We start from the raw sequence: 21597 nt of genomic DNA, 5'->3' as shown, positions 1-21597 counted from the left end.
GCGGAATGAGACCTCGCGATTCGGGTTTGCGGGTTGGGTTCGGGTGCGCGGGTTGGGTTCGGTCGCGCGGGTCCTGCAGGGGCCGCGGGCCGGATCCGGACCCGCGAGACGGCACCAGCACCCGCGCACAGCGGGGACGGCCCGCGGACCGCCACGGACCCCGCGGTGGACCTGCCGACCAGCACCCGCGAACCGAACGAACACCCGCGAGACGGCACCAGCAGCCGGGAGGGCCCGCGAACCGCCACGAAGCCCGCGACGGACCTGCCGACCAGCACCCGCGAATCCGGCGAACACCCGTGCAGCGTCCGGAGCCGACGGCCACCGCGGTGACGGGATGAAATGTGTCGCATCGCTGGGTCGGGCTCCGTAGACTCGGCATGTGCTGCAAACGATTGATCTGCGAGGCCGGCTGGCTGCCGGCGAATCTGTCGACTACGTGAAGGTCGTGCCCCGCGCCGAGTTCGACGTCGCCCGGGCCATGGAGATCGTCGCCCCGCTGTGCGAGGACGTGGCCACTCGGGGCGAGCCGGCGCTGCGCGAACTGTCCGAGCGTTTCGACAAGGTCGTCCCGCAGCAGCTGCGCGTCGACCCGCAGACCCTGGCCGAGTGCGCCGAGCAGCTGGATCCCGAACTGCGCGCCGCCTTCGAGATCGCCATCGATCGGCGGCGCCGGGTGTCGCAGGCCGAACTCGGGGAGCCGCAGGTCCGCGTCGAGCTGGCTCCCGGTGCGGTGATCTCGCAGAAGATGATCCCGGTGAACCGGGTCGGGCTGTACGTGCCCGGCGGCCTGGCGCCGCTGGCCTCCAGCGTGATCATGAACGTGGTTCCGGCGCAGGTGGCCGGGGTTGGGTCGATCGCGGTCACCTCCCCGCCGCAGGCGGACTTCGGCGGGCTGCCGCACCCCAACATCCTGGCGCTGTGCCACATCCTTGGCATCGACGAGGTGTACGCCGTCGGCGGTGCCCAGGCCGTCGCGATGTTCGCCTACGGGGTGGACGGGCTGTGTCCCAAGGTGGACATGGTCACCGGCCCGGGCAACATCTATGTGGTGGCGGCCAAGCGGCTGCTCAAGGGCCGGATCGGGATCGATTCCGAGGCCGGCCCCACCGAGATCGCCATCCTCGCCGATGATTCGGCCGACCCGGCGTACGTCGCGGCGGATCTGCTGTCCCAGGCCGAGCACGATCCGATGGCCGGCTCGGTGCTGGTGACCGATTCCGCCGAGTTCGCCGCGCAGGTCGAGACGGCGCTGGAGGCGCAGGTCCGGGCGACCAAGCACGTGGAGCGGATCCGGACCGCGCTGAACGGCACCCAGTCCGGGGTCGTGCTGGTCGACGATCTGGAGCAGGGCCTGGCCGTGGTCGACGCGTACGCCGCCGAGCACCTGGAGATCCACACCCGATCCGCGCACGAGATCGCCGCCCGGGTGACCAATGCCGGCGCCATCTTCATCGGCCCGTACGCCCCGGTCCCGCTGGGGGACTACTCGGCCGGCTCGACCCACGTGCTCCCCACCGCCGGTGCCGCAGCGCACAGCTCCGGACTGAACGTGAAGTCGTTCCTCAAGCAGGTCAACCTGATCGACTACAGCCAGGCCGCGCTGGGGGAGATCGCCGAGTCGGTCGCGGTGTTCGCCGAGGCGGAGGATCTGCCCGGGCACGCGGCCTCGATCCGGGTCCGATTCGCGTGAGTGGTGCCGAGACCACCGCCGGAGCGGGGCGGATCAGCCTGAGCGAGTTGCCGCTGCGTCCGGAACTGGTGGGGGAGGAGCCCTACGGGGCACCCCAATTGGACGTGCCGGTCTGCCTGAACGTCAATGAGAACCCGTACGCCCCCAGCGACGCGGTCCGCGCCGACATGGCGGCGGCGGTCGCCTCGGCGGCCGGCGCGGTGAACCGGTACCCCGACCGGGAAGCGACCCTGCTGCGGGAGAAGCTCGCCGGGTACCTCGGACACGGCCTGAGCGCGGCCAACATCTGGGCGGCGAACGGGTCCAACGAGGTGATGACGCACCTGCTGCAGGCCTTCGGCGGCCCCGGCCGCACCCTGCTCACCTTCGCCCCGACCTACTCGATGTATCCCGAGTACGCCCGCAACACCCACACCGAGTACCGGACCGTCGGGCGCGGGGACGATTTCGCGATCGATCCCGCGGCGGCGGTGGCCGCGGTGCGCGAACACCGCCCGGACGTGATCCTGATCGCCACCCCGAACAATCCGACCGGTACCCCGACCCCGCTGGCCACGATCGCCGCGATCTGTGCGGCCGCGCCGGGGATCGTGGTGGTCGACGAGGCGTACCAGGAGTTCGCCCGGCCCGGCACCCCCTCGGCGCTGGAACTGCTGCCGACCCAGCCGCGACTGGTGGTCAGTCGGACCATGTCGAAGGCGTTCGCCTTCGCCGGGGGCCGCCTGGGCTACCTGGCCGCTGCCCCCGCGGTGGTCGATGCCTGCCGGATCGTGCGGCTGCCGTACCACCTCTCGGCGATCACCCAGGCCGTCGCGGTGGTGGCGCTGGAGCATGCCGACGAAATGCTGGCCCAGGTGGCCGCCCTGCGGGAGGCCCGCGACGACATCGTCACCTGGCTGCGGGACCAGGGCCTGACCGTGGCCGACAGTGACGCGAACTTCGCCTACTTCGGTCGATTCGCCGACCGGCAGCAGGTCTTCGCCGACCTGCTGGAGCGCGGCGTGCTGATTCGCGCGACCGGCCCGGACGGCTGGCTGCGGGTCAGCGCCGGCACCCCGCAGGAAATGAAGGCCTTCAAACAGGCCCTGCTCGAGGTGCTGCCCAGCGCCGAGCGGGTCGCCGACACCGGTGCAGGAAAGGAACAGCGCTGATGGCACGTACCGCGACGATCGAGCGGGGCACCTCGGAGTCCTCGGTCCGGGTGGAGGTGAATCTGGACGGCACCGGCCGCTCGGAGATCTCCACCGGGGTCGGCTTCTACGACCACATGCTCACCTCGTTGAGCCGGCACTCCCTGATCGACCTGACCGTCGCGACCACCGGCGATGTCTGGGTCGACGCACACCACGTGGTCGAGGACACCGCGATCGCGCTGGGCGATGCGATCCGGCAGGCGCTGGGGGACAAGAAGGGGATCCGTCGCTTCGGCGATGCCCTGGTGCCCCTGGACGAGACCCTGGCCCAGGCCGTGGTGGACGTCTCCGGGCGCCCGTACGCCGTCTGCTCCGGGGAACCGGACGGGCAGATCTACGCCCTGATCGGCGGTGGTCCGACCGCCGACGGCCGACCCGGAACCCCCTACGCCGGCTCGATGACCCGGCACGTGGTGGAGACGTTGGCCCACCACGCGTCGATCTGCATTCACCTGACCCTGATCACCGGCCGGGATCCGCACCACATCGTCGAGGCCCAGTTCAAGGCGCTGGCCCGGGCCCTGCGCGTGGCGGTGGAGCCCGACCCGCGGGTCACCGGGATCCCCTCCACGAAGGGAGCCCTGTGAGCGCTTCGATCGCGTTGCTCGACTACGGTTCGGGCAATCTCCGCTCGGCCTACCGGGCGCTGCTGCGTACCGGGGCCGAGGTCACCCTGACCAGCGACCCGGCGGTCGCCGCCGCGGCCGACGGTCTGGTCGTGCCCGGGGTCGGGGCGTACGCCGCGTGCATGGCGGGGTTGGCCCAGGTCGGCGGAGTCGAGGTGATCCGGGACCGGGTGGCCCACGGACGGCCGGTGCTGGGGATCTGCGTGGGACACCAGGTGCTGTTCGAATCGGGGATCGAGCACGGGGTGGCCGCCGCGGGGGTCGGCGTCCTGCCCGGGGTAGTCGAACAGTTGCAGACGCAACGGCTGCCGCACATGGGGTGGAACGAGGTCGATCCGCCGGCCGGGTCGATTCTGTTCGCCGGAGTCGCCGACCAACGCTTCTACTTCGTGCACTCCTACGCCGTCCGCGCGGCCGATTTCGGTGCGGCGACCGACGGCATCACCTGGGCCACCCACGAGTCGGATCGCTTCGTGGCCGCGGTGGAACGCGGCCCGATCTGCTCCACCCAGTTCCACCCGGAAAAATCCGGTGATGCAGGCGCCGTTGTGTTGGCGAATTGGGTCTCCACAGTGCAGAGTTAGGCCCGGCTTCGATCCCGCGCACGGGGCCGGTGACTCCTGCGGGGTTACCGGCACGGGGCATGATTTCTTGGGGCAAACCGCTACGATCGGTTGCCCAGAGGATCGGTTAGAGTACGCGTGGGCGACGCCTGAGCGCGATAGGGATCCGGAAGGATATGGGTACTGACCGTGGAGACAGCGAAGAAGAACGGACTGATCATCTGGGGGCTCGCCGGGGGCGTGTCCCTGGCGCTGCTGGTCACCGGTGCCGTTGCCTTCACCGGTGGTCCCACCGAACAGGGTGCCGAATCGCCCAGTGCCCAGCAGTCCGGCCGCAGCAGTTCGTCGGCCCCGCAGAGTCGGTCGAGTGCCCCCAGCGCCAACGGAACCACCCCGGCCCCGCAGCCGGGTGACCCCACTCCGACCGCCGCTCCCGAGGGCCCGCAGACCGACCCGACCTCCGATCCGGGAACCGCGGGACGCAACCCGGCCGAGGCGGCGACCACCGGTGAGCGGAGTCTGGATCCCTCCGGACCCGAGGCCGGAGCCTCGATCGGCAGCCCCGGGCGTAATCCTGGCGATGTTGCCGGACCTCCGGCGCAGCAGCCTCCGGCGGGCCCGACCATCGCGCCGTCCACCGAGGCCAACCAGGCCCCGCAGGGTTCGACCGACGCCCAACTGACCGCGCCGCAGCCGGCGCCCCAGGGCCAGGGCGGCGTCGGCGGGGCTCAGCCCGGCGTCCAGCCGACCAGCAGCACCGCACCCACCACCGGCACCCAGCCGGGTGGCGAACCCACCGGGGGCACCGGCACCCAGCCGGGTGGCGAACCCACCGGCGGCACCGGGACCCAGCCGCAACCCACCAGCGGCATCACCCTGCCCCCGCCGACCAGCCCGACGACGCAGCCGACCGCTACGCAGCCCGGCGGGGAGCCCACCGGCGGCACCGGAACCCCGAGCACGTCGCCGACCACGACCACCCCGAGCCCGTCGGCCTCTCCGACGACGACCCCGGAACCGAAGGCGTCGGCGCCGAGGCTGACCGTCGATGGCGACGGCAACTTGGCCGTCTCCTTCGACGGTACGCCGAGTGCGGGCACCTACACCCTCCGACTGAAGATCAACGGCACCGACCACGAAGTTAAGGTCACGATCGCGGACGAGACCGGGGGCCAGAAGTACCAGATCAACGTTGACGGCGTCTTGAAGGACGACTTGAAGGACGACCAGGGTCGGGTGATCATTCCGCACGAGTTGTTCCACCAGGGTGCGTTCGGTTCCGGTGAGCTCATCACGGGTGACTGGGAGCACAAGGGGACCGACGGAAACACCGCTCCGGCGCAGATCCAGTCTGACGCTCACGGGCCGGCGACGACTCCCCCTCCCACGCCGACACCGACGCAGTCTCCTGAGGCGTCCGGGGACCCCGCCCCTACGACCACCCCGAGCGAGTCCGCGCCGAGCACCGAGCATGCTCCGGCTGGCGAGCAGGCTCCGGCCCCGGCGGAGACTCCGAGCACGCAGCCGCAGGTGAGCGTGAGCCCGTCGGCGACCGCGGAGAAGAACATCACCGACCCGGCGACCCCCAGCGCCGACGCGACTGCGGGAACCACGGCTACCGCGCAGCCCCGCCGGGCCGAAGCGACCAGCCAGCCCTCCACCGCGGCTGCCCCGACCAGCGCCACCCCCCGGCATGCGGTCACCACGCCCGGCCCGCAGGTGTCCCGCAGCGCCGCCCCGACGACGTCCTCGGCCGCGGCGACCACCGCGCGTACCCCGGAGCCGTCGGCCCCCAGCCAGGACGCCGCACCCAAACGTGCGGCCGAGGACGGCACCCCGAAGCGGGCCCTGCCGGACCACCAGGATCAGCCGACCACTCCCGCCCCGAGTGCCCCGTCGTCCCAGAAGGCCATGCTCCAGAGCGCCCCGCGACGGGCCGTGCGTTCGGTGGCCAAGCGCAGCAAGTGACCATGCAGCGTACTGAGGAAGGCTGCGCCGGATGAGGGTCCCCGATCCACCGCGGGAACCCGACGAAGAGCCGTCGCAGCCCCTTGACCCGTTCCGGCGTCCGGGGTTCGTCCCGCTGGCACAGCGGGATCCCAATGTCTTCGATCTCGAGGCCGCGAACGATCAGGCCGACGTCGCACCGGGTGCGCCGGGGTCGAATCGGGCGGGGTCGAATCGGGCGGGATCGGACCGGGCCGCCGGGGAACGGACCCATATCGCCGCACCGGGTCCGGATTCGACCCGTACCTCGGGCGGGTACGCTACGGCGGTGCCGACCGATCCGTCATCCGGTCCCCGCCGGGGGATGCCGCCGCAGGCCGATGACCGCACAGTTCCGGCCGCCCACCTGCGGGGTCCGGTGCTGCCCGGACAGCCCGCCGCGGCGCCCGGCTCGCAGGGCTCCGCACCGCTGTCGGCCGGCTCTGCGCCGACTGCGCCGGGTTCGTACGGCTCTGCGCCGGCTGCGCCCGGTTCGTACGGGTCCGCTCCGGCTGCGCCCGGTTCGTACGGGTCCGCGCCGGCGGGCTCCGGCGCTCCGCGCCCCGGTACGGGCGGGGACCGGTCCGCCTGGCAGCGGCCCGCGCCGCAGCCGATGCGGCCGTCCGGTGTCCCGGAGCCGCGGCAGCCGGGCCCGTTCCCGCAGCCGGGTTCGGTCCCGCCCCAGGTGTCGGGTCCGCCCCGAGCCACCGGTCCGGCGACTCGACCACTACCGCCTCCGGGGAATTCGGTGCCGCCTCCGGCGGGGAATCCGGTGCCACCCCCTCCGGCCAACCCGGCACCCTTCTGGGCACCCCCGGCCCGGGCCGTCCCCCCGCGACCCACCGGTCAGCCCGGGACACCGATCCCACCGCCGGCTGCGCAGCCGGGGTATCCGCCCGGATTCCTGCACCCGAGCGGACCGACGGCCTATCCGCCGTCCCGGCCCGCCCCTGCGGGCCCGCCGCACACCGGCCCCGCGGCGCCACCCGCGACGAACTCGCCGGTGCTGCCGGCCGGCGTACCGCTGCAGGTCGGGCCGACCGCGTCCCCGGGCACCCCCTCGATCAACGATTCCGGGGGTACGCCGGCCGCCCCCCGGTTCGACCTCCAGGGCCCGCGGACCGACCCCGCCCCCGGGAACCGACCCTCCGGACTGGCGGAGTCCGCCGTGCCGGACGCGTTCGACTTCGACGCGTTCGACCTCACCGGGGAAGGCCCCCGCTCCGGCGCGGACCCCAACGCCCTCGAGGGCCACGGCTCCGCAGCGAGCAGGTCGAACGGCGCCACCCCGGCGCCGGCGTCGATCTCCTCCCCGGACGCGGATCCGTTCGGCTCACCCAGTTCCGGCCTGACCGCGGCCGAGCCCGCCGGCCGGTTCGATCCGTTCGGCAACCAGCCCGCTCGACCCGCCATGCCCGCCCCCCGGCCGGGTCCGCAGGCGTACGCACCGGCCGATCCGGACCAATACCCGGGGAGCGATCCGGCCGGGTACCCCGGGAGCGAACCGGCCAACTCCGCCGATGAGTCGGTTCCCGAGCCCGGCGTCGCCTACCCCGACGGGCACCCGTCGGCGGCGTTCCAGCCGACCCCGTCGGCCGGGAGCCAGGCGACCCCGCCGCCGCCGCCCAAACAGTGGAAGCCGGCCGGTACCGGGCAGGCGCCCCAGCCGAACGGGCCGAACACCACCGCCAAGATCGTGGCGCTGATCGCGGTGATCGCGGTGGTTGTCACCGGCGCCATCCTGATCGGGGTAAATCAGCTGGGGAGCGGCGGCCAGAGTGCCCAGTCGACCGCCACCTCGGCGGCCGCGGTTTCCCGGCCCGTGCCGCCGGGCTGGACCAACCAGTTCGCCTGGTCGACCGCGATCGAGCAGGTCAACGAGATCGCGGTGAATCAGAACCGGATCGCGCTGTTGCAGGGCAACCAACTCGTGGTGCTCAACGCCGACAACGGCGCCGAGGTGTCCCGCTCCACCGCGACCTTCTCCCCGAATGCGAAGCCGTTCATCGCGATGGCCCAGAACGTCCCGGTTGCCGGGATCATCGATGGGTCGAACCTGCTGGTGTGGCCGTTGAACGCCCCCAGCGGCACCCAGCCGAAGCAGATCACCCTGTCCCGGGGGGCCAAGATGAACCAGGTCGGGTTCGGCCTGATGGTGGCCACCGGCTCGGAGAACTGGATGGTCGATGCCAACCTGAACCTGGTCGCGGTGACCATCCCCGGCGACCACGAGGCGCTGGGCGTGACCGCCGACGGGGAGATGGTCTCCGCGCCGACGACCAGTTCGTGGCAGTTCAACCCCGCCCATCCGGGCAATGCGCCGCGCACGGTCCGGGTCTCGCAGAACGCGCCCGACACCGTCGGCGAGATGACCATCGCGTGGCTGTCCCGAGGCGTGGTGGCGGCCTGGGGGCGTACCGCCGACGACGCGGTCCGCACCGTCGGCCTCTACGACGTCAACGACGGCCGGCTGCTCGCCTCGGGCAAGCTGTCCACCGACCAGGTGAACGCCGGGATGCCCCTGACAGTCTCCCCGGGCGGGGAGTTCGCCGCCGCGGGTCCGTTGTTGGTCCGGCTCGCCGACGGGACCTCGAAGGTGGTCGACCGCTGGTCCACGATCAAGGCGGACGCCAAGAACATCTACGGCACCCGCGACGGGATGAAGATGGTCTGGACCGGCCAGGGCGACCCCCAGGAACTGCCGGCCGATTCGGTGATCCCCTGGGGGATGTCCGATCAGCGGCTGGCGATCGTGCTGGACGCCCACCCCAGTGACAACACCAAGTTCCTCCTCGGCGGGCTCAAGGGCTGACCCGGCTCAGGCGCCGCGCAACCGGTCGCCGAACCGCGCCTCGACCTGCTTGGAGATCCCGTACGCCGACCGGGCCGCCCGGCGTACCAACGGCATCGCCCGGGTGGTGAGCGTACGCCGCCCGCCCGGCAGTTCCAGGCGGCCGAGCAGCGCCTCGGGGAAGAAATCGGGGTAGTCGGCCCCATGCGCGGCCAGCCATGCCGCCACCCGGGGGCGCCGCGCCGCCAGCAACAGCGGCTGCATGCAGAAGCCGACCGCTTCGACCAGGCCGGCCACCTCACCGGCCGGGGCGCCGGGCCGCCGATCGGGCCCCGGGTACCGGGCGTCGACCAGCACCAGCGGGATCCGATTGCTGTTCGGGTACGGCTTCAGCCGCCGGATCAGCGGTCGGGTGCCGACGCGGATCACCGGGATGGCGTACAGCTCCGCGGCGGTGGCCAGGGCCGTGGAGAAGCAGCCGACCACCAGGTCGGGACGGGCCCGGGCGTACAGGACCTCGGCCAGGACCGGCTCGGCGAACACCCGCACCTCGGCGCCCAGCGCGGCGGCCCGCTCCAGCAGGGCCCCGGTGAGTTCGGCCGGGGCGCTGGGATGGGGTTTGAACACGATCCGCCGGGCCCCGGCCCCGACCGCGGCCGCCAACAGGTCGGCGTGCAGTTGTTCCTCCTCGCCCGCGCTGACCAGCCCGAGCGGGGACAGGTACTGGCCCAGCAGCAGGGCGACCGGGCCCTCGCCGGCCGGTGGCTGCGGCAACGCCTGACCCTGCGCCAGCCGGTCGATCACCGCGGTGAACGCGGCGGTGTCGATGACGGTGCGCGGGGTGGCGAACTCGGTCAGCAGCAGCGGATCCAGCCCCGGCACCAGATCCAGATGCAGCAGCCGGTCGATCCGGGCGCCGATCTCGGAGACCACCCGGGTCCGGGTCGGCGACCAGGTCATCAGCCCGTCGGCGTACACATCGATCCCGGCCTGCGGGAAGACCAGGGCGAGGGTCTGCGCGGGGGAGACCTGAATGGACTCCACGATGAGCTGGACCGGCGTGTCGCCCAGGTCCCACAGCAGCCGGAAGTAGCGCTCCCACAGCGGGGCCTCGGCGTCGGAGGGGCGCCAGCCGCTGGGGTGCAACGGCGCGATCGCGGCGTTGTAGGAGACCACCCGATCGAACGGGGCGGCCAGCTCGGCGAAGCCGGGGGCCTCGGTGAGCGGGGCCGCACTTTCCGGGGCGGCCGAGTTGTTGGTCAGCAGCAGCACCCGCAGCCCGGTCCCGCCGGCCTGCTCGAACAGGCCCTGGTCGAGGGCGGCCCGCACGGTCGCCAGCCCGTACAGGGTGGACACCTCGAAGATCTGGGTACGGACCGGCGCGGCTGGGACGGCTGCGTTCATCGGGACTCCTGGGGCGTGTGTTCGGCGATCAGCCGGGTGAGTCGGGACCGGCGTTCGGGCGCCAGCTCGGCGAGCACGTCGTCGAGGGCCGGCTGCGGGCAGCGGGCCAGCGACCCGCCGACCAGCCCGAGGAAGCTGCGGCGCAGCGGCCGCGGATAGCGCGACAGCAGGCTCAGGTGCCGCAGGGTCAGCTCGCAGTAGCGGCGCAGCACCTTCGGCAGGAACCGGTCGGCCTCCGGGTCGGCGAGCACCAGCGCGATCGCCTGTTCCATCGCGGGGACGAAATCGAATTGGCGCGAGTCCACCACCCGGGACAGCGATCCCGGGAGATCGCGTCGATAGAACAGGCCCACCGGCTCGGCGATCGCCATCTGCGGCACGGCCAGATGCAGCCGCCAGATCCACGGCCGGTCCTCGGCGGTGTGCAGGTGCTCATCGAAGGTCAGCAGGCCCGCCTCGGCGAGTTCGCGGTGGTAGATCCCGGCCCAGGCGTACGGATGGTCGATGGAGGTCTGCTGGGCGGCCGGCAGGATCTGGGTCCGTGGACTGCCGGTACGGCCCTGCCGCAACTGCGACGGGATCCGCCGGATCACCCGGTCCCGGCCGGTCACCACGACGTGGTCGCAACGCAGCATCGGGACCGCCTTCGCGGTGATGTCGTCCAACAGGGCGCCGAAATAGCCGGGCGCGACGTAGTCGTCCCCGTCGAGAAAGGTCAGGTACGCCGTCTCGGTCTCGGCGACCCCGCGATTGCGGACCGCGGAGGCACCCAGCGGATGGTCGTGGCGGATCATCCGGGCCCCGGGCAGCTCCCGCGCGGCGCGGGCCAGCAGGTCGGGGGTCCGGTCGCCGGAGCCGTCGTCGATCAGCAGCACCCGGACGCGCGCATCGATCGCCCGGCCGATCGAGGCCAGGGTCGTGGGGGCAAGGTCGGCCAGGTTGTAGAAGCCGACGATGACGGTGAGGCCGGGGTCAGCCATGCCGAACCTCGGGGACTGCGGCGGGGCCGGCCGGCAGCGCGGCGAGCAGCCGGCCCGCCCGGCGTACCGCCCCGATCGCCTGGGCCCGGGGCTCGGGCATCGACGCCACCGCCTCGGCCAGCACCGCCGGATCGGCGGCGTCCAGGATCTGCGCCGCCTCGCGATAGAACCGGGCCCGCAGCGCGGGGGAGAACCGGGCCCGCAACGAGTAGTGCCAGGAGATCAGCCCGCACTGGTTCTGCACCAGCTTGAGCTCGAAGCGCTCCGCCTCGGGATCGGCGTGCACGATGTCGGCGATCTGCCGCAGCGCCGCCAGGAACGCCAACTGCCGCACGTCCCCGGTCCGGGTCAGCGAACCGGCATTGTCCCGGCGATAGAACACCCCCACCGTCCGCGCGATCGTGAACGCCGGCACCTGCAGGTGGAGCTTCCAGATCGCCGGCCGGTCCTCGGCGGTGCGCAGCTCGGCGGGGTAGTGCACGATGCCCGCCTCGGCCAGCTCCCGGTGATACACCCCGGACCAGGCATGGGCGAAGTCCACCGAGGTGGTCCGGGCGCCGGTGATCGAGTCCCGCGGGACACCGATCCGCCCGGCCCGGTTGCGGTCGGGGATCCGGATCAGGGTACGCCGGGTGCCCTCGGTCTCCACGTGATCGGTGCGGACCCACGGGACGCCGGCGGCGAGCACCTCGTCGAGCAGGGCGGGCAGGTATCCCGCCGCCAGGTGATCGTCCCCGTCGAGGAAGGTGAACCACGGCGTGTCGAGCAGTGCCAGCCCACGGTTGCGGGCCTCGCCGAGGCCGACATTGTCCGGCAGGGCGAGCACCTGCGTACGCGGCAGGGTCCGGGCGGCGGTTTCCAGCAGGTCGCGGGTGTCGTCGGTGGAGGCGTCGTCGACCAGCACGAACCGGATCCGCGGGTCGGTGTTGCGGGCCAGGCTGCGCAGCGCCGGCACCGCATCGGTCCCCAGATTGTAGAAGTTCACGATGACGGTCAGCGCCGCGGCGCGGACGTGCGCGCGTTCCGTGGGCGGCACCGAGGCTGCGCTGCGGAACGAGGTCATGGGGGCCACCCTAATCGGGTGCTAGCCTGAGCCCGACCTAGGGGGTTTGAATGAACGCTGCGCAGGGACCAACCCGCCAGATCGGAAGCCGCACCGTCGGGGCGGGCCATCCGGCCTTCATCACCGGTGAAATCGGCATCAACCACAACGGCGACATCGAGAACGCGACCAAACTGATCAAGATCGCCGCCGAAGCCGGCTGCGACGCGGTCAAGTTCCAGAAGCGGACCCCGGAGATCTGCACGCCGCGGGACCAGTGGGACGTCATGCGGGACACCCCGTGGGGCCGGATGCCCTACATCGAGTACCGCCACAAGGTCGAGTTCGGCGAGGACGGCTACGCCGAGATCGCGAAGACCTGCGCCGAGCACGGCATCGAGTGGTTCGCCTCCCCGTGGGACGAGCCGTCGGTGGACTTCCTGGAGAAGTTCGACGTCCCGGCGCACAAGGTCGCCTCGGCCTCGCTGACCGATGACGGGCTGCTGAAGAAGCTGGCCGGGACCGGCAAGACGATCATCCTGTCCACCGGGATGTCGACGATGGAGCAGATCGAGCATGCGGTGGAAACCGTCGGGACGCAGAACCTGATCCTCGCCCATGCCACCAGCACCTACCCGGCGCAGGCCGAGGAACTCAACCTGCGGATGATCAACACCCTGGCCGCGAAGTACCCCGAGGTGCCGATCGGCTACTCCGGGCACGAGACCGGGCTGCAGACCTCGCTGGCCGCGGTCGTGCTGGGGGCCTCCTTCCTGGAGCGGCACATCACCCTGGACCGTGCCATGTGGGGCTCCGACCAGGCCGCCTCGGTCGAGCCGGGCGGGCTGGAGCGGCTGGTCCGCGATATCCGGGTGGTGGAGGCGGCCCTGGGTGACGGGGTCAAGAAGGTCTACGACTCCGAACTCGGCCCGATGAAGAAGCTGCGCCGCTTCCAGGGCGAGCAGCAGTCCTGATCCACCGGCCCGTGCCCGATCCCGGACCGCAGCCCCGCCCGGCGCTGGCGCTGGTCGAGTCCCCAGCGCAATTGCTGAACGCGATCGAGTGGGCGTACCACAGCGGTACGCCCACCACCGCGGTCGTGCTCGGACCCACCGATCCGACCACCCGGTGGCAGCTGCACCGGGTCGCGGAGTTGGCGCCCGATCCGGTCGCGGTGCAGTGGGCCGAGGTCCGCTCCGGTGCCCGGGCGCCCGCGCTGGCCCGGGTCGCGCGCGGCGTACGGGCGGCCGGGACGGTGGTGATCGGTGACCCGTACTCCGGGATCATCCACACGCTGCTGAATCTGGTGGGTACCGACCCGCGGCTGGTGGTGATCGACGACGGCACCGCCACGATCCGGTACGCCGAGCAGTGGGCCACCGGCGTACCGCTGAACCGCTGGCACCTGGGGGCGACCGACGCCCGGGTACACCCGCTGCGCCGGCGCGCCCAGCGCCTGCTCGGCCACCGCAGCGCGGCGGTGGAGCTGTTCACCGCCATGCCCCTGCTCACCGGGACCGCCCCCCACACCGGGACCGGCGACACACCCACCGGCGACACCCCGCCGGTGACCCCGAACACCTACGCCTGGGTCCGCGACACCTTCGGTCCGCCCCGCGTCCTGGCCGGCACCGACCTGATGGGGACCTCGCTGGTGGAGAGCGGCCTGATCTCCGAGGATGCCTATCTGGCCGGGATCGCCGGCCTGGTCGCCGGCCGCAGCGTCGCCCGGTATCTGCCGCACCGCAAGGAGTCGGCGGCGAAGCTGGCCCGGATCGCCGCGCTCGGTCCGCAGTTGGTCCGCCCGGCCCTGCCGATGGAGCTGTATGCCCGGATCGGGCCGATCGGGCGCACCCTGCTCAGCTTCCCCTCCACCGTGCTGCACACCCTACCGCTGGTCCTGGCCGGGACCGGGGTGGAGATCGCGGCCCTGTCGGTGGCGGACTCCTGGTTCACCGGCACCGCCGCCGCCGACCAGCGGGACTTTGTGAACCGCATCACCGGCTGACGAAACCGGTTGGGGTGCCCAGCTGTGGGCACGGTAGGCTCGCCGGGTGGATTCTCTGACTTTGCTTCCGGCAGTGGACGTACGCGGCGGGCAGGCCGTGCAACTGGTGCAGGGCGAGGCGGGCTCCGAGAAGGTCTTCGGTGACCCTCTGGAAGCCGCGCAGCGCTGGCAGGACGCCGGTGCGCACTGGATTCACCTGGTCGATCTGGACGCCGCGTTCGGCCGGGGTTCCAACGCCGAGGTGATCGCCGAAGTGACCTCGCAGATGAAGTTGCAGGTGGAACTGTCCGGCGGGATCCGCGACGACGCCTCCCTGGAGCGGGCCCTGGCCACCGGCTGCGCCCGGGTCAATATCGGCACCGCCGCCCTGGAGAACCCGCAGTGGTGCGCCGAGATCATCGCCCGCCACGGCGACCGGATCGCGATCGGGCTGGACGTGAAGGGCGATCGACTGGCCGCCCGCGGCTGGACCCGGGAGGGCGGGGACGTGTTCGAGACCCTGCAGCGGCTGGACGAGGCCGGTTGCGCCCGGTTCGTGGTGACCGACGTGAAGTCCGACGGGATGCTCAGCGGCCCCAACTTCGAGCTGCTCGGGGCCATCTGCGCGCGGACCGACAAGCCCGTGGTCGCCTCCGGCGGAATCTCCACCCTGGCCGACATCCGGCAGCTGGCCGGGCTCGTCCCGATCGGGGTCGAGGGCGCCATCATTGGCACCGCCCTGTACGAAGGCCGGTTCGCGCTGTCGGATGCCCTGCGCATCGCAGCCGGCGAGGAAACCGACGCCACGGCATGAGCGAGACCACTCCCGTCGTCACCGGGGTCCGGGGCGGCCGCACGCTGGACGGTCGGATGGCCGACCTGCTGGCCGGCAAGAAGATCGTCATCACCGGGGTCACCGGCTTCATCGGCGAACAGCTGTTGTGGAAGTTGCTGACCTCCCTGCCCGACACTCGCGCCGGCGTTCTGGTCCGTCGCAAGGGTTCGGCCACCGCCCGGGCCCGGGTCATCCAGCTGCTGAAGAAGCGCATCTTCAAGGATCTGCGGGAGGCCGCCGGCGGCCCGGAGGCCCTGATCGAGCAGCGGATCGACGTGATCGAGGGTGACCTGCCCAACGTCCCGGACCTGCCGCACGACCTGGACGTGCTGGTGCACTGCGCCGGTGACGTGTCCTTCGACCCGCCGATCGACCAGGCCTTCGCGACCAATGTGATCGGCACCCGGGCACTGATGACCAAGATGCTCGAGGCGATGACCGTCGACGGCAAGCTGGCCAAGATCCCGCACTACGTGCACGTCTCCACCGCCTACACCGCCGGCCGGCGGCGCGGTGCCATCCCGGAGGCCCCGCACGAGCACGAGGCCGACTACATGGTCGAGACCGAGGCCGCGCTGGCGATCGCCGAGCGGATCCGGACCGACTCGCGTACCCCGGAGCGGCTGGGCAAGCTGCGTCGGGAGGCCGAGCGGGTGCATCGCCAGGCCGGGTACCTGACCACCGCCAAGGACATCGAGCGCCGCCGGGTGCAGTGGGTGCACGACGAACTGGTCCGGGCCGGGACCGAACGTGCGCGCTCCCTGGGCTGGACCGACGTGTACACCTTCGCCAAGGCGATGGGGGAGCGGATCGTGGCCGACCTGGGCCGCGAGATCAAGGTGTCGATCGTCCGGCCGGCGATCGTGGAGTCCTCCCTGGTGCATCCCTACCCGGGCTGGATCGAGGGCTTCAAGATGGCCGAACCGATCATCCATGCCTACGGCAAGGGCCAGATGCCCGAGTTCCCCGCGTCCCCGGACTCGGTGATCGACATCGTGCCCTGCGACCACGTGGTGAACTGCATCCTCGCGGTGTGCGCCACCGAGCCCGAGGTCGGGACGCCGGAGTTCTATCACGCCAGTTCCGGCGCGCGGAATCCGCTGACCTTCCGCCGGGTGTATCACCACATCCGCAACTACTTCACCGAACACCCGATGGCGACCGGGGCCCGCTCCACGCCGTTGGCGACCTGGAACTGGCCGGGATCGGCCAAGGTCGAGCAACTGCTGACCACCTCCGAGCGGGCCTCGAAGGTCGCCAACCGGCTGCTCGATTTTGCCCCGCGCAGCCGGCGGACCCGCAGCCTGGCCGAGCAGGTCGACAAGCTGTCCAGCCGGACGGTCTTCATGCGTCGCTACCTGTCGCTGTACGGGGAATACCTGCGCTCCGAACTGCACTTCATGGACGACCACACCCTCGCCCTGCACCGTTCGCTGCATCCCGACGATGTCGCGACCTGGGCGATGGACACCGCGGTGATCGACTGGCGGGAGTACATCGAGGAGATCCACACCCCCTCGGTGACCGAACCCGTCCGCCGGATGGATCGGCTGCGCCGCCGGGCCGGGACCCGGGCCAGCACGTTCCGGGACCTGTCGAAGGTCAAGGACGATCCCAGCACGGTGATCGCGGTCTTCGATCTCGACGGCACCGTGATGAGCGGCAACGTGGTGGAGACCTACCTGTGGGCGCGGCTGCCGGAGTTGTCGAACCGGGAGAAGCTGTCGGAGGTGACCGCCCTGCTGGGGTCGCTGCCGGCGTACCTGCGCGCGGAGCGGACCGATCGCGGCACCTTCCTGCGCGCCATTTACCGCCGCTACGCCGGGGCGGACCTGGCCCAGTTGGAGGCGGCGATCGACGGCCATGTCGGGCGTCGGATCCTGGACCGGCTGAGCCCGGACGCGATCCGCCGGGTCCGCGAGCACCGGGCCGCCGGGCACACCACCATCCTGATGACCGGGGCGATCCGGCCGCTGACCCGCCCGCTGGCACCGCTGTTCGACCACATCGTCGCCGGCGAACTCGACGTCGACGCCGACGGGCGCTGCACCGGGTTCCTCACCGGACCGCCGATGGTCGGGGAGTCCCGGCCGGCCTGGCTGAAGCGGTTCGCCGAGACCCACGGGATCGACCTGTCGAAGTCCTATGCGTACGCCGACTCCCACGCCGACCTGCCGATGCTGGCCGCGGTCGGCAACCCGGTCGCGGTGAATCCTGACCTCGGCCTGATGCGGGCCGCCAATTCGAATTCGTGGACGACCGTCGAGTGGGACGCCATGGCGCAGACCCCTCGCTGGTCGGTCCAGTCCTGACCGGCTAGGAGAACCGACATGTCCCGTCCTGGATTCCTTCTCGAAACCGACGAGCGCACCCCCGAACTGCTGGTCCCCGCCGGTCCGGGCGTCCGGATGCAACGGATGCCGCGGGGGACCGAGGTGCTGTACCCCAGCGAGGCACTCGACCGGGTCCCCGATTCCCTCGAGGCCATCGACAAGGCCCTGGCCACCCCGCTCGGCTCGGCGCCGCTGCGGACCCGCCTGGCCGGGGTACGCCGGCTCGCCCTGGTGGTCACCGATTCCGCGCGGCCGGCTCCTGCGATGGCCGGCTCCGACATCCGCGCCACCGTGCTGGAGCGGATCCTGGAACTCGCCGCCACCGCCCGCGTCGACGAGGTGACGGTGCTGCTGGCCAATGGGCTGCGGCGCAAGATGAGCGGCTCGGAGCTGCAGCAGCTGACCGGGGAGCGGGTACACCGTTCCTTCTTCCACGACGGCAAGCTGTTCAGCCATGACGCGACCCAGACCCGCAGCCTGACCACGCTCGCCGACGGGGTCAGCGTCAACGAGGCGGTCGGCCAGGCCGACCTGGTGATCAACCTCAATGTGACCGGCGAACTCGGCCACACCAACGGCCGACAGCTGACCCGAGGCATCACCGGGCAGCAGACCGCCTGGGCCCAGCTCGGGCTGGATCCGGATCCGGCCACCGAGGACCGGGTGCTGGCGGAGATCACCAGCGCGGTGCCGGTGTTCGCCGTCGATGTGGTGCTCAGCCCCGGGGTCTGGACCGGTCCGCTGCGCTTCCTGAGCAAGCGCGAATGGGAGTGGCAGCTGCAGGATCGGGCCGCGGCCGCCGCGGTGCAACGGGCCCTGACGATCGCGCCGCGGCAGACCCGGCGCCGCCTGTTCGCCGGCGCCACCCAGGACTACGGCGTCCTGGCCGTCCATGCCGGGGGCATCGCCGAGGTGACCGGGCGTACCACCGAACTGCTGAGCGCCCAGCAGAGCGTCGAGGTGGTCGGGCAGTCCGATGTGCTGATCACCGGGCCCGCCTCGACCACCGAGCACAACGTGGACGCGGTGATGAACCCGCTGGTCGCCGCCTGGGACTGCCTGGCCCACAGCTTCGGCAGCCACGCCGGCACCCCGGCGGTCCGCCCCGGCGGGGTGATGATCTGCTTCGCGCCGCTGGCCCAGGCCTTCAGCGCGCGCTTCGACACCGCCGCCGCCGACTTCTTCGCCGAAGTGCTGCCGGAGACCACCGACGCCACCGTGATCCGGGACCGGTTCGAGGCCCGCTTCGCCACCGACGAGTGGTACCGACACCAGTACGCCACCCAGGGCGCCCACCACGGCCTGCACCCGCTGGAACTGTGGTACGCGATCCAACCCGCGGTCCGGCACTGCAGCGACATCATCTGGGTCGGTGCCGACCGTGCCGCCGCCGCTCGGCTCGGCTTCCGGGCCGCCAGCACCCTCGCCGATGCGCTCGAGATCGCCTCGGCCCAGGTCGGCCGGACCCCCCGGATCCGCCTGCTGCACACCCCGCCGGTACGCGTCCAGGTCACCGAGGCCACGGCATGAGCGGCATCTGCCGGGCGGGCGCTCGGGGCGTGACCTGGTACGGCACCCAGCGGGTGCCGCGCGGGGGCGCGGTCCTGGTGTCGAACCATCCCACCGATCACGACGCCCGACTGCTGGCGGGGGCGGTTGCCGGGCCGATCCTGGTGATCCGCCAACTCGGGGATCGGGTGGGCCGGTCCTGGGGGGTGCGAGCGATGGACTTCGACCACCCCGGCGCCCAGGCCGACCTGATCGTGCTCGCGCTGAAACGCGGCCTGAAGGTGCTCACCTTCCCCGAGCAGGAGCCCGGGCCGACGCTGCGCCGCTTCCACGAATATCCGGCCGAACTGGCCGAACGGGCCCGCGTCCCGCTGGTGCCGGTCGGGATCCGGGGGGCGTACGCCGCGGCCACCGACCCCGACATCCGGATCCGCTTCGGCGAACCCATTCCGGCCGGGACGCCGAGCACCACCACCGTCGCCGCGCATGCTGCGGTGATGGATCTGCTGGCCGAGGACTCCACCAGTTGGTGGCAGGTGCAACAGGTGCGCGCCCGCGGCGAAGATCCCTCCGAGGCCGTGGAATCGGGCGCGAACTGGCTCCGGGTCTGGGCCCAGACGGCCGCGCCCCGGTTGGGCCACACCCCACCGACGCGACGAATATGGCGATAAGTCGATAGATCACCTTCTGGGAACACGGCGTCGGCCGGTCCGGGCCTGACTATGCTTGAGAAGTTGGCAGTGGCGCCGTGACCTCAGGAGGTGGGTATGACGCACGTCCTCGATGACGTGACACCGTTGACCTGGTCAACTCCGACCCAGGCGGATATGTCCGATGTGATCGGCCTGGTTCACGGGATCTACTACTTCGACAACTCGGCCGAACGGATGAGCGAGACCGAGATCATCGAAAGTTTCCCCAGCGGACACCCCGAGCTCGTCATCGCCGGACGGGCCCAGGACACCCTCCTGGCGGTCGGGTGGAACATCCCCTGGGACGCCGGTCAGGACTCCCCGATCGGCCGGGTGAACCTGCGCGGCGGCGTCCACCCCGCGTACCGGCACAAGGGCATCGGCCGGCACCTGCTGGAGTGGCAGATGCAGATGACCCGCCGCTGGTGGTGGGAGAATCGCGGCCCGCTGGAAACCGACCTGGAGATGTACACCACCGCGGACGCGCACCTGACCACCCGGCGCCGGATGTACGAGCACGCCGGCTTCCAGGAGTACCGCTGGTTCTTCGATCTGCACCGCGACCTGGTCCACGAACTGCCCGAGCGCTGCGCGTGCGGCGCGGGGCTGCGGCTGGTGAAGTTCGGCCCCGAGCTCAGCGAGGCCACCCGGCAGGCGCACAATGCGGTCTTCGCCGACGCGTTCGGGGCCGAGGAGATCAGCGCCCAGGAATGGACCGAGTCGCTGGCGCGGCCGAACGCCCGCCCGAGTTGGTCCTGGGTCGTGGTCGACGCCGAGGACACTGTGGTCGGGTACGCCCTGAACTCCTGCAACGACCCCGACAGCCGCTTCCCCGAGGGCTGGACCGACCGGCTCGGCGTACGCCCCGACTACCGGCACCGGGGGATCGGCCGCGGCCTGCTGGTGGAGTCGCTGCGGACCTTCGCCGAGGTCGGCATGTCCAGCGCCGGCCTCGGTGTGGACACCCGACCCTCGGCTCACGTTGCGGGGGACACCGAGGAGACCGAGCTGGCGCTGTATCGTTCGGTCGGATACGAAGCCACGGACACGATCGTGCAGTACCAGCGCACCGAGTGCCTGGAGCACGTCCGCGAGCAGATCAAGGGAAAGTGAGGTGCCCGGTGTCGGGACACTCCAAGTGGGCAACCACCAAGCACAAGAAGGCCGTCATCGATGCCAAGCGGGGCAAGCTGTTTGCCAAGCTGGTGAAGAACGTCGAGGTCGCGGCGCGGCTCGGCGGAGGCGATCCGGCCGGTAACCCGACGCTCTACGATGCGATCCAGAAGGCCAAGAAGTCCTCGGTACCCAACGACAACATCGATCGCGCGGTCAAGCGCGGAGCCGGTGAGGGCGCCGACGCGGTCAACTACGAGACCCTGTTCTACGAGGCGATGGCCCCCGGCGGGGTCGGGCTGCTGATCGAATGCCTCACCGACAACCGCAACCGCTCGGCCTCCGAGGTCCGGGTCGCGGTCACCCGCAACGGCGGCTCGATGGCCGATGCCGGTTCGGTCTCCCGTATCTACCAGCGCAAGGGTGTGGTCGAGATCGCCAAGCAGCAGGACGGCCGGACGGTGACCGAGGACGAACTGCTCGAGGCCACCCTGGAAGCCGGCGCCGAAGAAGTGCTGGATCAGGGCGAGGGCTTCACCATCCAGTCCGATCCCTCCGATGTGGTCGAGGTGCGCAAGGCCGTCCAGGCAGCCGGGATCGACTACGAATCCGCCGAGGTCTCCTTCCTCCCGGACTACGACACCGACGTGGACGCCGAGACCGCGGAGAAGGTCGAGCGGATCATCGACGCCCTCGAGGACTGTGACGACGTCCAGAACGTCTTCGCCAACTACAACGCCCCCGACCAGCCGGAGGACTGACGGTCCGGATCGGGTCCCGGACGTGCGCGAGTCGCTCACGTGCTTGATGTCGCTCGCGCGAGTCGCTCACGTGCTTGATGTCGCTCGCG

The 21597-nt window shown here is 71.5% G+C and carries 17 protein-coding genes; 14 read left to right on the top strand and 3 right to left on the bottom strand.

The features are described 5' to 3' along the window. Positions 1-382: 382 nt before the first annotated feature. The 6 genes from hisD (at position 383) to G531_RS0110420 (ending at position 8873) form a co-directional block, all read left to right on the top strand. Positions 383-1693, top strand: coding sequence for a histidinol dehydrogenase (gene hisD / locus G531_RS0110445; protein WP_026927221.1), 1311 nt, complete (start codon positions 383-385; stop codon positions 1691-1693). Beyond that, on the top strand, positions 1690-2844 hold the full coding sequence (locus G531_RS0110440; protein WP_051215339.1) for a histidinol-phosphate transaminase: 1155 nt from the start codon (positions 1690-1692) through the stop codon (positions 2842-2844). The genes hisD and G531_RS0110440 overlap by 4 nt, the downstream gene beginning before the upstream one ends. Next, positions 2844-3473 (top strand): imidazoleglycerol-phosphate dehydratase HisB, encoded by a 630-nt coding sequence (gene hisB / locus G531_RS0110435; RefSeq protein ID WP_026927219.1) that lies wholly within the window; start codon positions 2844-2846, stop codon positions 3471-3473. The genes G531_RS0110440 and hisB overlap by 1 nt, the downstream gene beginning before the upstream one ends. Then, positions 3470-4096, top strand: a complete 627-nt coding sequence (hisH, locus tag G531_RS0110430) for an imidazole glycerol phosphate synthase subunit HisH (protein ID WP_026927218.1) — start codon at positions 3470-3472, stop codon at positions 4094-4096. The genes hisB and hisH overlap by 4 nt, the downstream gene beginning before the upstream one ends. Positions 4097-4264: 168 nt before the next feature. Then, positions 4265-6043 (top strand): hypothetical protein, encoded by a 1779-nt coding sequence (locus G531_RS25690; protein ID WP_026927217.1) that lies wholly within the window; start codon positions 4265-4267, stop codon positions 6041-6043. A 1021-nt stretch (positions 6044-7064) separates the two neighbouring features. Next, entirely contained in the window at positions 7065-8873 is a 1809-nt protein-coding gene (locus tag G531_RS0110420; RefSeq protein ID WP_026927216.1) for a hypothetical protein, read from the top strand. 6 nt (positions 8874-8879) lie between these two features. Here the strand turns inward: G531_RS0110420 and G531_RS21825 are convergent, their stop codons facing one another. Genes G531_RS21825 through G531_RS21815 form a run of 3 tightly spaced genes read right to left on the bottom strand, consistent with a single transcriptional unit; the run spans position 8880 to position 12299 of the window. Continuing rightward, entirely contained in the window at positions 8880-10256 is a 1377-nt protein-coding gene (locus G531_RS21825) for a polysialyltransferase family glycosyltransferase (RefSeq protein ID WP_035758509.1), read from the bottom strand. Beyond that, the gene (locus G531_RS21820) at positions 10253-11236 is read right to left on the bottom strand and encodes a glycosyltransferase family 2 protein (RefSeq protein ID WP_035758508.1); all 984 of its coding nucleotides are present in this window, start codon (positions 11234-11236) and stop codon (positions 10253-10255) included. Before G531_RS21820 ends, G531_RS21825 begins: the two co-directional genes overlap by 4 nt. Beyond that, the gene (locus G531_RS21815; protein ID WP_051215338.1) at positions 11229-12299 is read right to left on the bottom strand and encodes a glycosyltransferase family 2 protein; all 1071 of its coding nucleotides are present in this window, start codon (positions 12297-12299) and stop codon (positions 11229-11231) included. Before G531_RS21815 ends, G531_RS21820 begins: the two co-directional genes overlap by 8 nt. 50 nt (positions 12300-12349) lie before the next feature. On the opposite strand from G531_RS21815, the gene G531_RS21810 reads away from it, so the two are divergent. From G531_RS21810 to G531_RS0110355, 8 genes are all read left to right on the top strand, one after another. Next, positions 12350-13252, top strand: a complete 903-nt coding sequence (locus G531_RS21810) for an N-acetylneuraminate synthase family protein (protein WP_035758507.1) — start codon at positions 12350-12352, stop codon at positions 13250-13252. An 11-nt stretch (positions 13253-13263) separates the two neighbouring features. Then, positions 13264-14286: a hypothetical protein gene (locus tag G531_RS21805; protein WP_051215337.1), complete on the top strand. Its 1023-nt coding sequence runs from the start codon at positions 13264-13266 to the stop codon at positions 14284-14286. Between the two features lie 46 nt (positions 14287-14332). Continuing rightward, a complete protein-coding gene (priA, locus tag G531_RS21800; RefSeq protein WP_035758506.1) occupies positions 14333-15079 on the top strand; it encodes a bifunctional 1-(5-phosphoribosyl)-5-((5-phosphoribosylamino)methylideneamino)imidazole-4-carboxamide isomerase/phosphoribosylanthranilate isomerase PriA in 747 nt (248 codons plus the stop codon). After that, the gene (locus G531_RS21795; RefSeq protein WP_245630547.1) at positions 15076-17412 is read left to right on the top strand and encodes an HAD-IB family hydrolase; all 2337 of its coding nucleotides are present in this window, start codon (positions 15076-15078) and stop codon (positions 17410-17412) included. The genes priA and G531_RS21795 overlap by 4 nt, the downstream gene beginning before the upstream one ends. An 18-nt stretch (positions 17413-17430) precedes the next feature. Continuing rightward, positions 17431-18963, top strand: a complete 1533-nt coding sequence (locus G531_RS0110370; RefSeq protein WP_026927214.1) for a lactate racemase domain-containing protein — start codon at positions 17431-17433, stop codon at positions 18961-18963. Beyond that, the gene (locus tag G531_RS0110365) at positions 18960-19613 is read left to right on the top strand and encodes a lysophospholipid acyltransferase family protein (RefSeq protein ID WP_145978795.1); all 654 of its coding nucleotides are present in this window, start codon (positions 18960-18962) and stop codon (positions 19611-19613) included. Before G531_RS0110370 ends, G531_RS0110365 begins: the two co-directional genes overlap by 4 nt. A gap of 96 nt (positions 19614-19709) precedes the next feature. After that, positions 19710-20747: a GNAT family N-acetyltransferase gene (locus G531_RS24575; RefSeq protein ID WP_051215336.1), complete on the top strand. Its 1038-nt coding sequence runs from the start codon at positions 19710-19712 to the stop codon at positions 20745-20747. 8 nt (positions 20748-20755) lie between these two features. Further along, the gene (locus G531_RS0110355) at positions 20756-21508 is read left to right on the top strand and encodes a YebC/PmpR family DNA-binding transcriptional regulator (RefSeq protein ID WP_026927212.1); all 753 of its coding nucleotides are present in this window, start codon (positions 20756-20758) and stop codon (positions 21506-21508) included. Positions 21509-21597 lie beyond the last annotated feature (89 nt).

It is taken from the genome of Granulicoccus phenolivorans DSM 17626 = NBRC 107789 = JCM 15570 (assembly GCF_000423085.1).
GTDB lineage: Bacteria > Actinomycetota > Actinomycetes > Propionibacteriales > Propionibacteriaceae > Granulicoccus > Granulicoccus phenolivorans.
Note: the sequence above shows the minus strand (reverse complement) of the source record. Positions and strands in the feature narration are given on the sequence as shown.

Bases quoted from the DNA above. Each gene is read 5' to 3' on its own strand.
- hisB (WP_026927219.1), top strand. From the start codon at position 2,844: ATGGCACGTACCGCGACGATCGAGCGGGGCACCTCGGAGTCCTCGGTC.
- G531_RS21825 (WP_035758509.1), bottom strand. From the start codon at position 10,256: ATGAACGCAGCCGTCCCAGCCGCGCCGGTCCGTACCCAGATCTTCGAG.
- G531_RS21820 (WP_035758508.1), bottom strand. From the start codon at position 11,236: ATGGCTGACCCCGGCCTCACCGTCATCGTCGGCTTCTACAACCTGGCC.
- G531_RS21815 (WP_051215338.1), bottom strand. From the start codon at position 12,299: ATGACCTCGTTCCGCAGCGCAGCCTCGGTGCCGCCCACGGAACGCGCG.
- G531_RS21810 (WP_035758507.1), top strand. From the start codon at position 12,350: ATGAACGCTGCGCAGGGACCAACCCGCCAGATCGGAAGCCGCACCGTC.
- G531_RS21795 (WP_245630547.1), top strand. From the start codon at position 15,076: ATGAGCGAGACCACTCCCGTCGTCACCGGGGTCCGGGGCGGCCGCACG.
- G531_RS0110370 (WP_026927214.1), top strand. From the start codon at position 17,431: ATGTCCCGTCCTGGATTCCTTCTCGAAACCGACGAGCGCACCCCCGAA.
- G531_RS0110365 (WP_145978795.1), top strand. From the start codon at position 18,960: ATGAGCGGCATCTGCCGGGCGGGCGCTCGGGGCGTGACCTGGTACGGC.
- G531_RS24575 (WP_051215336.1), top strand. From the start codon at position 19,710: ATGACGCACGTCCTCGATGACGTGACACCGTTGACCTGGTCAACTCCG.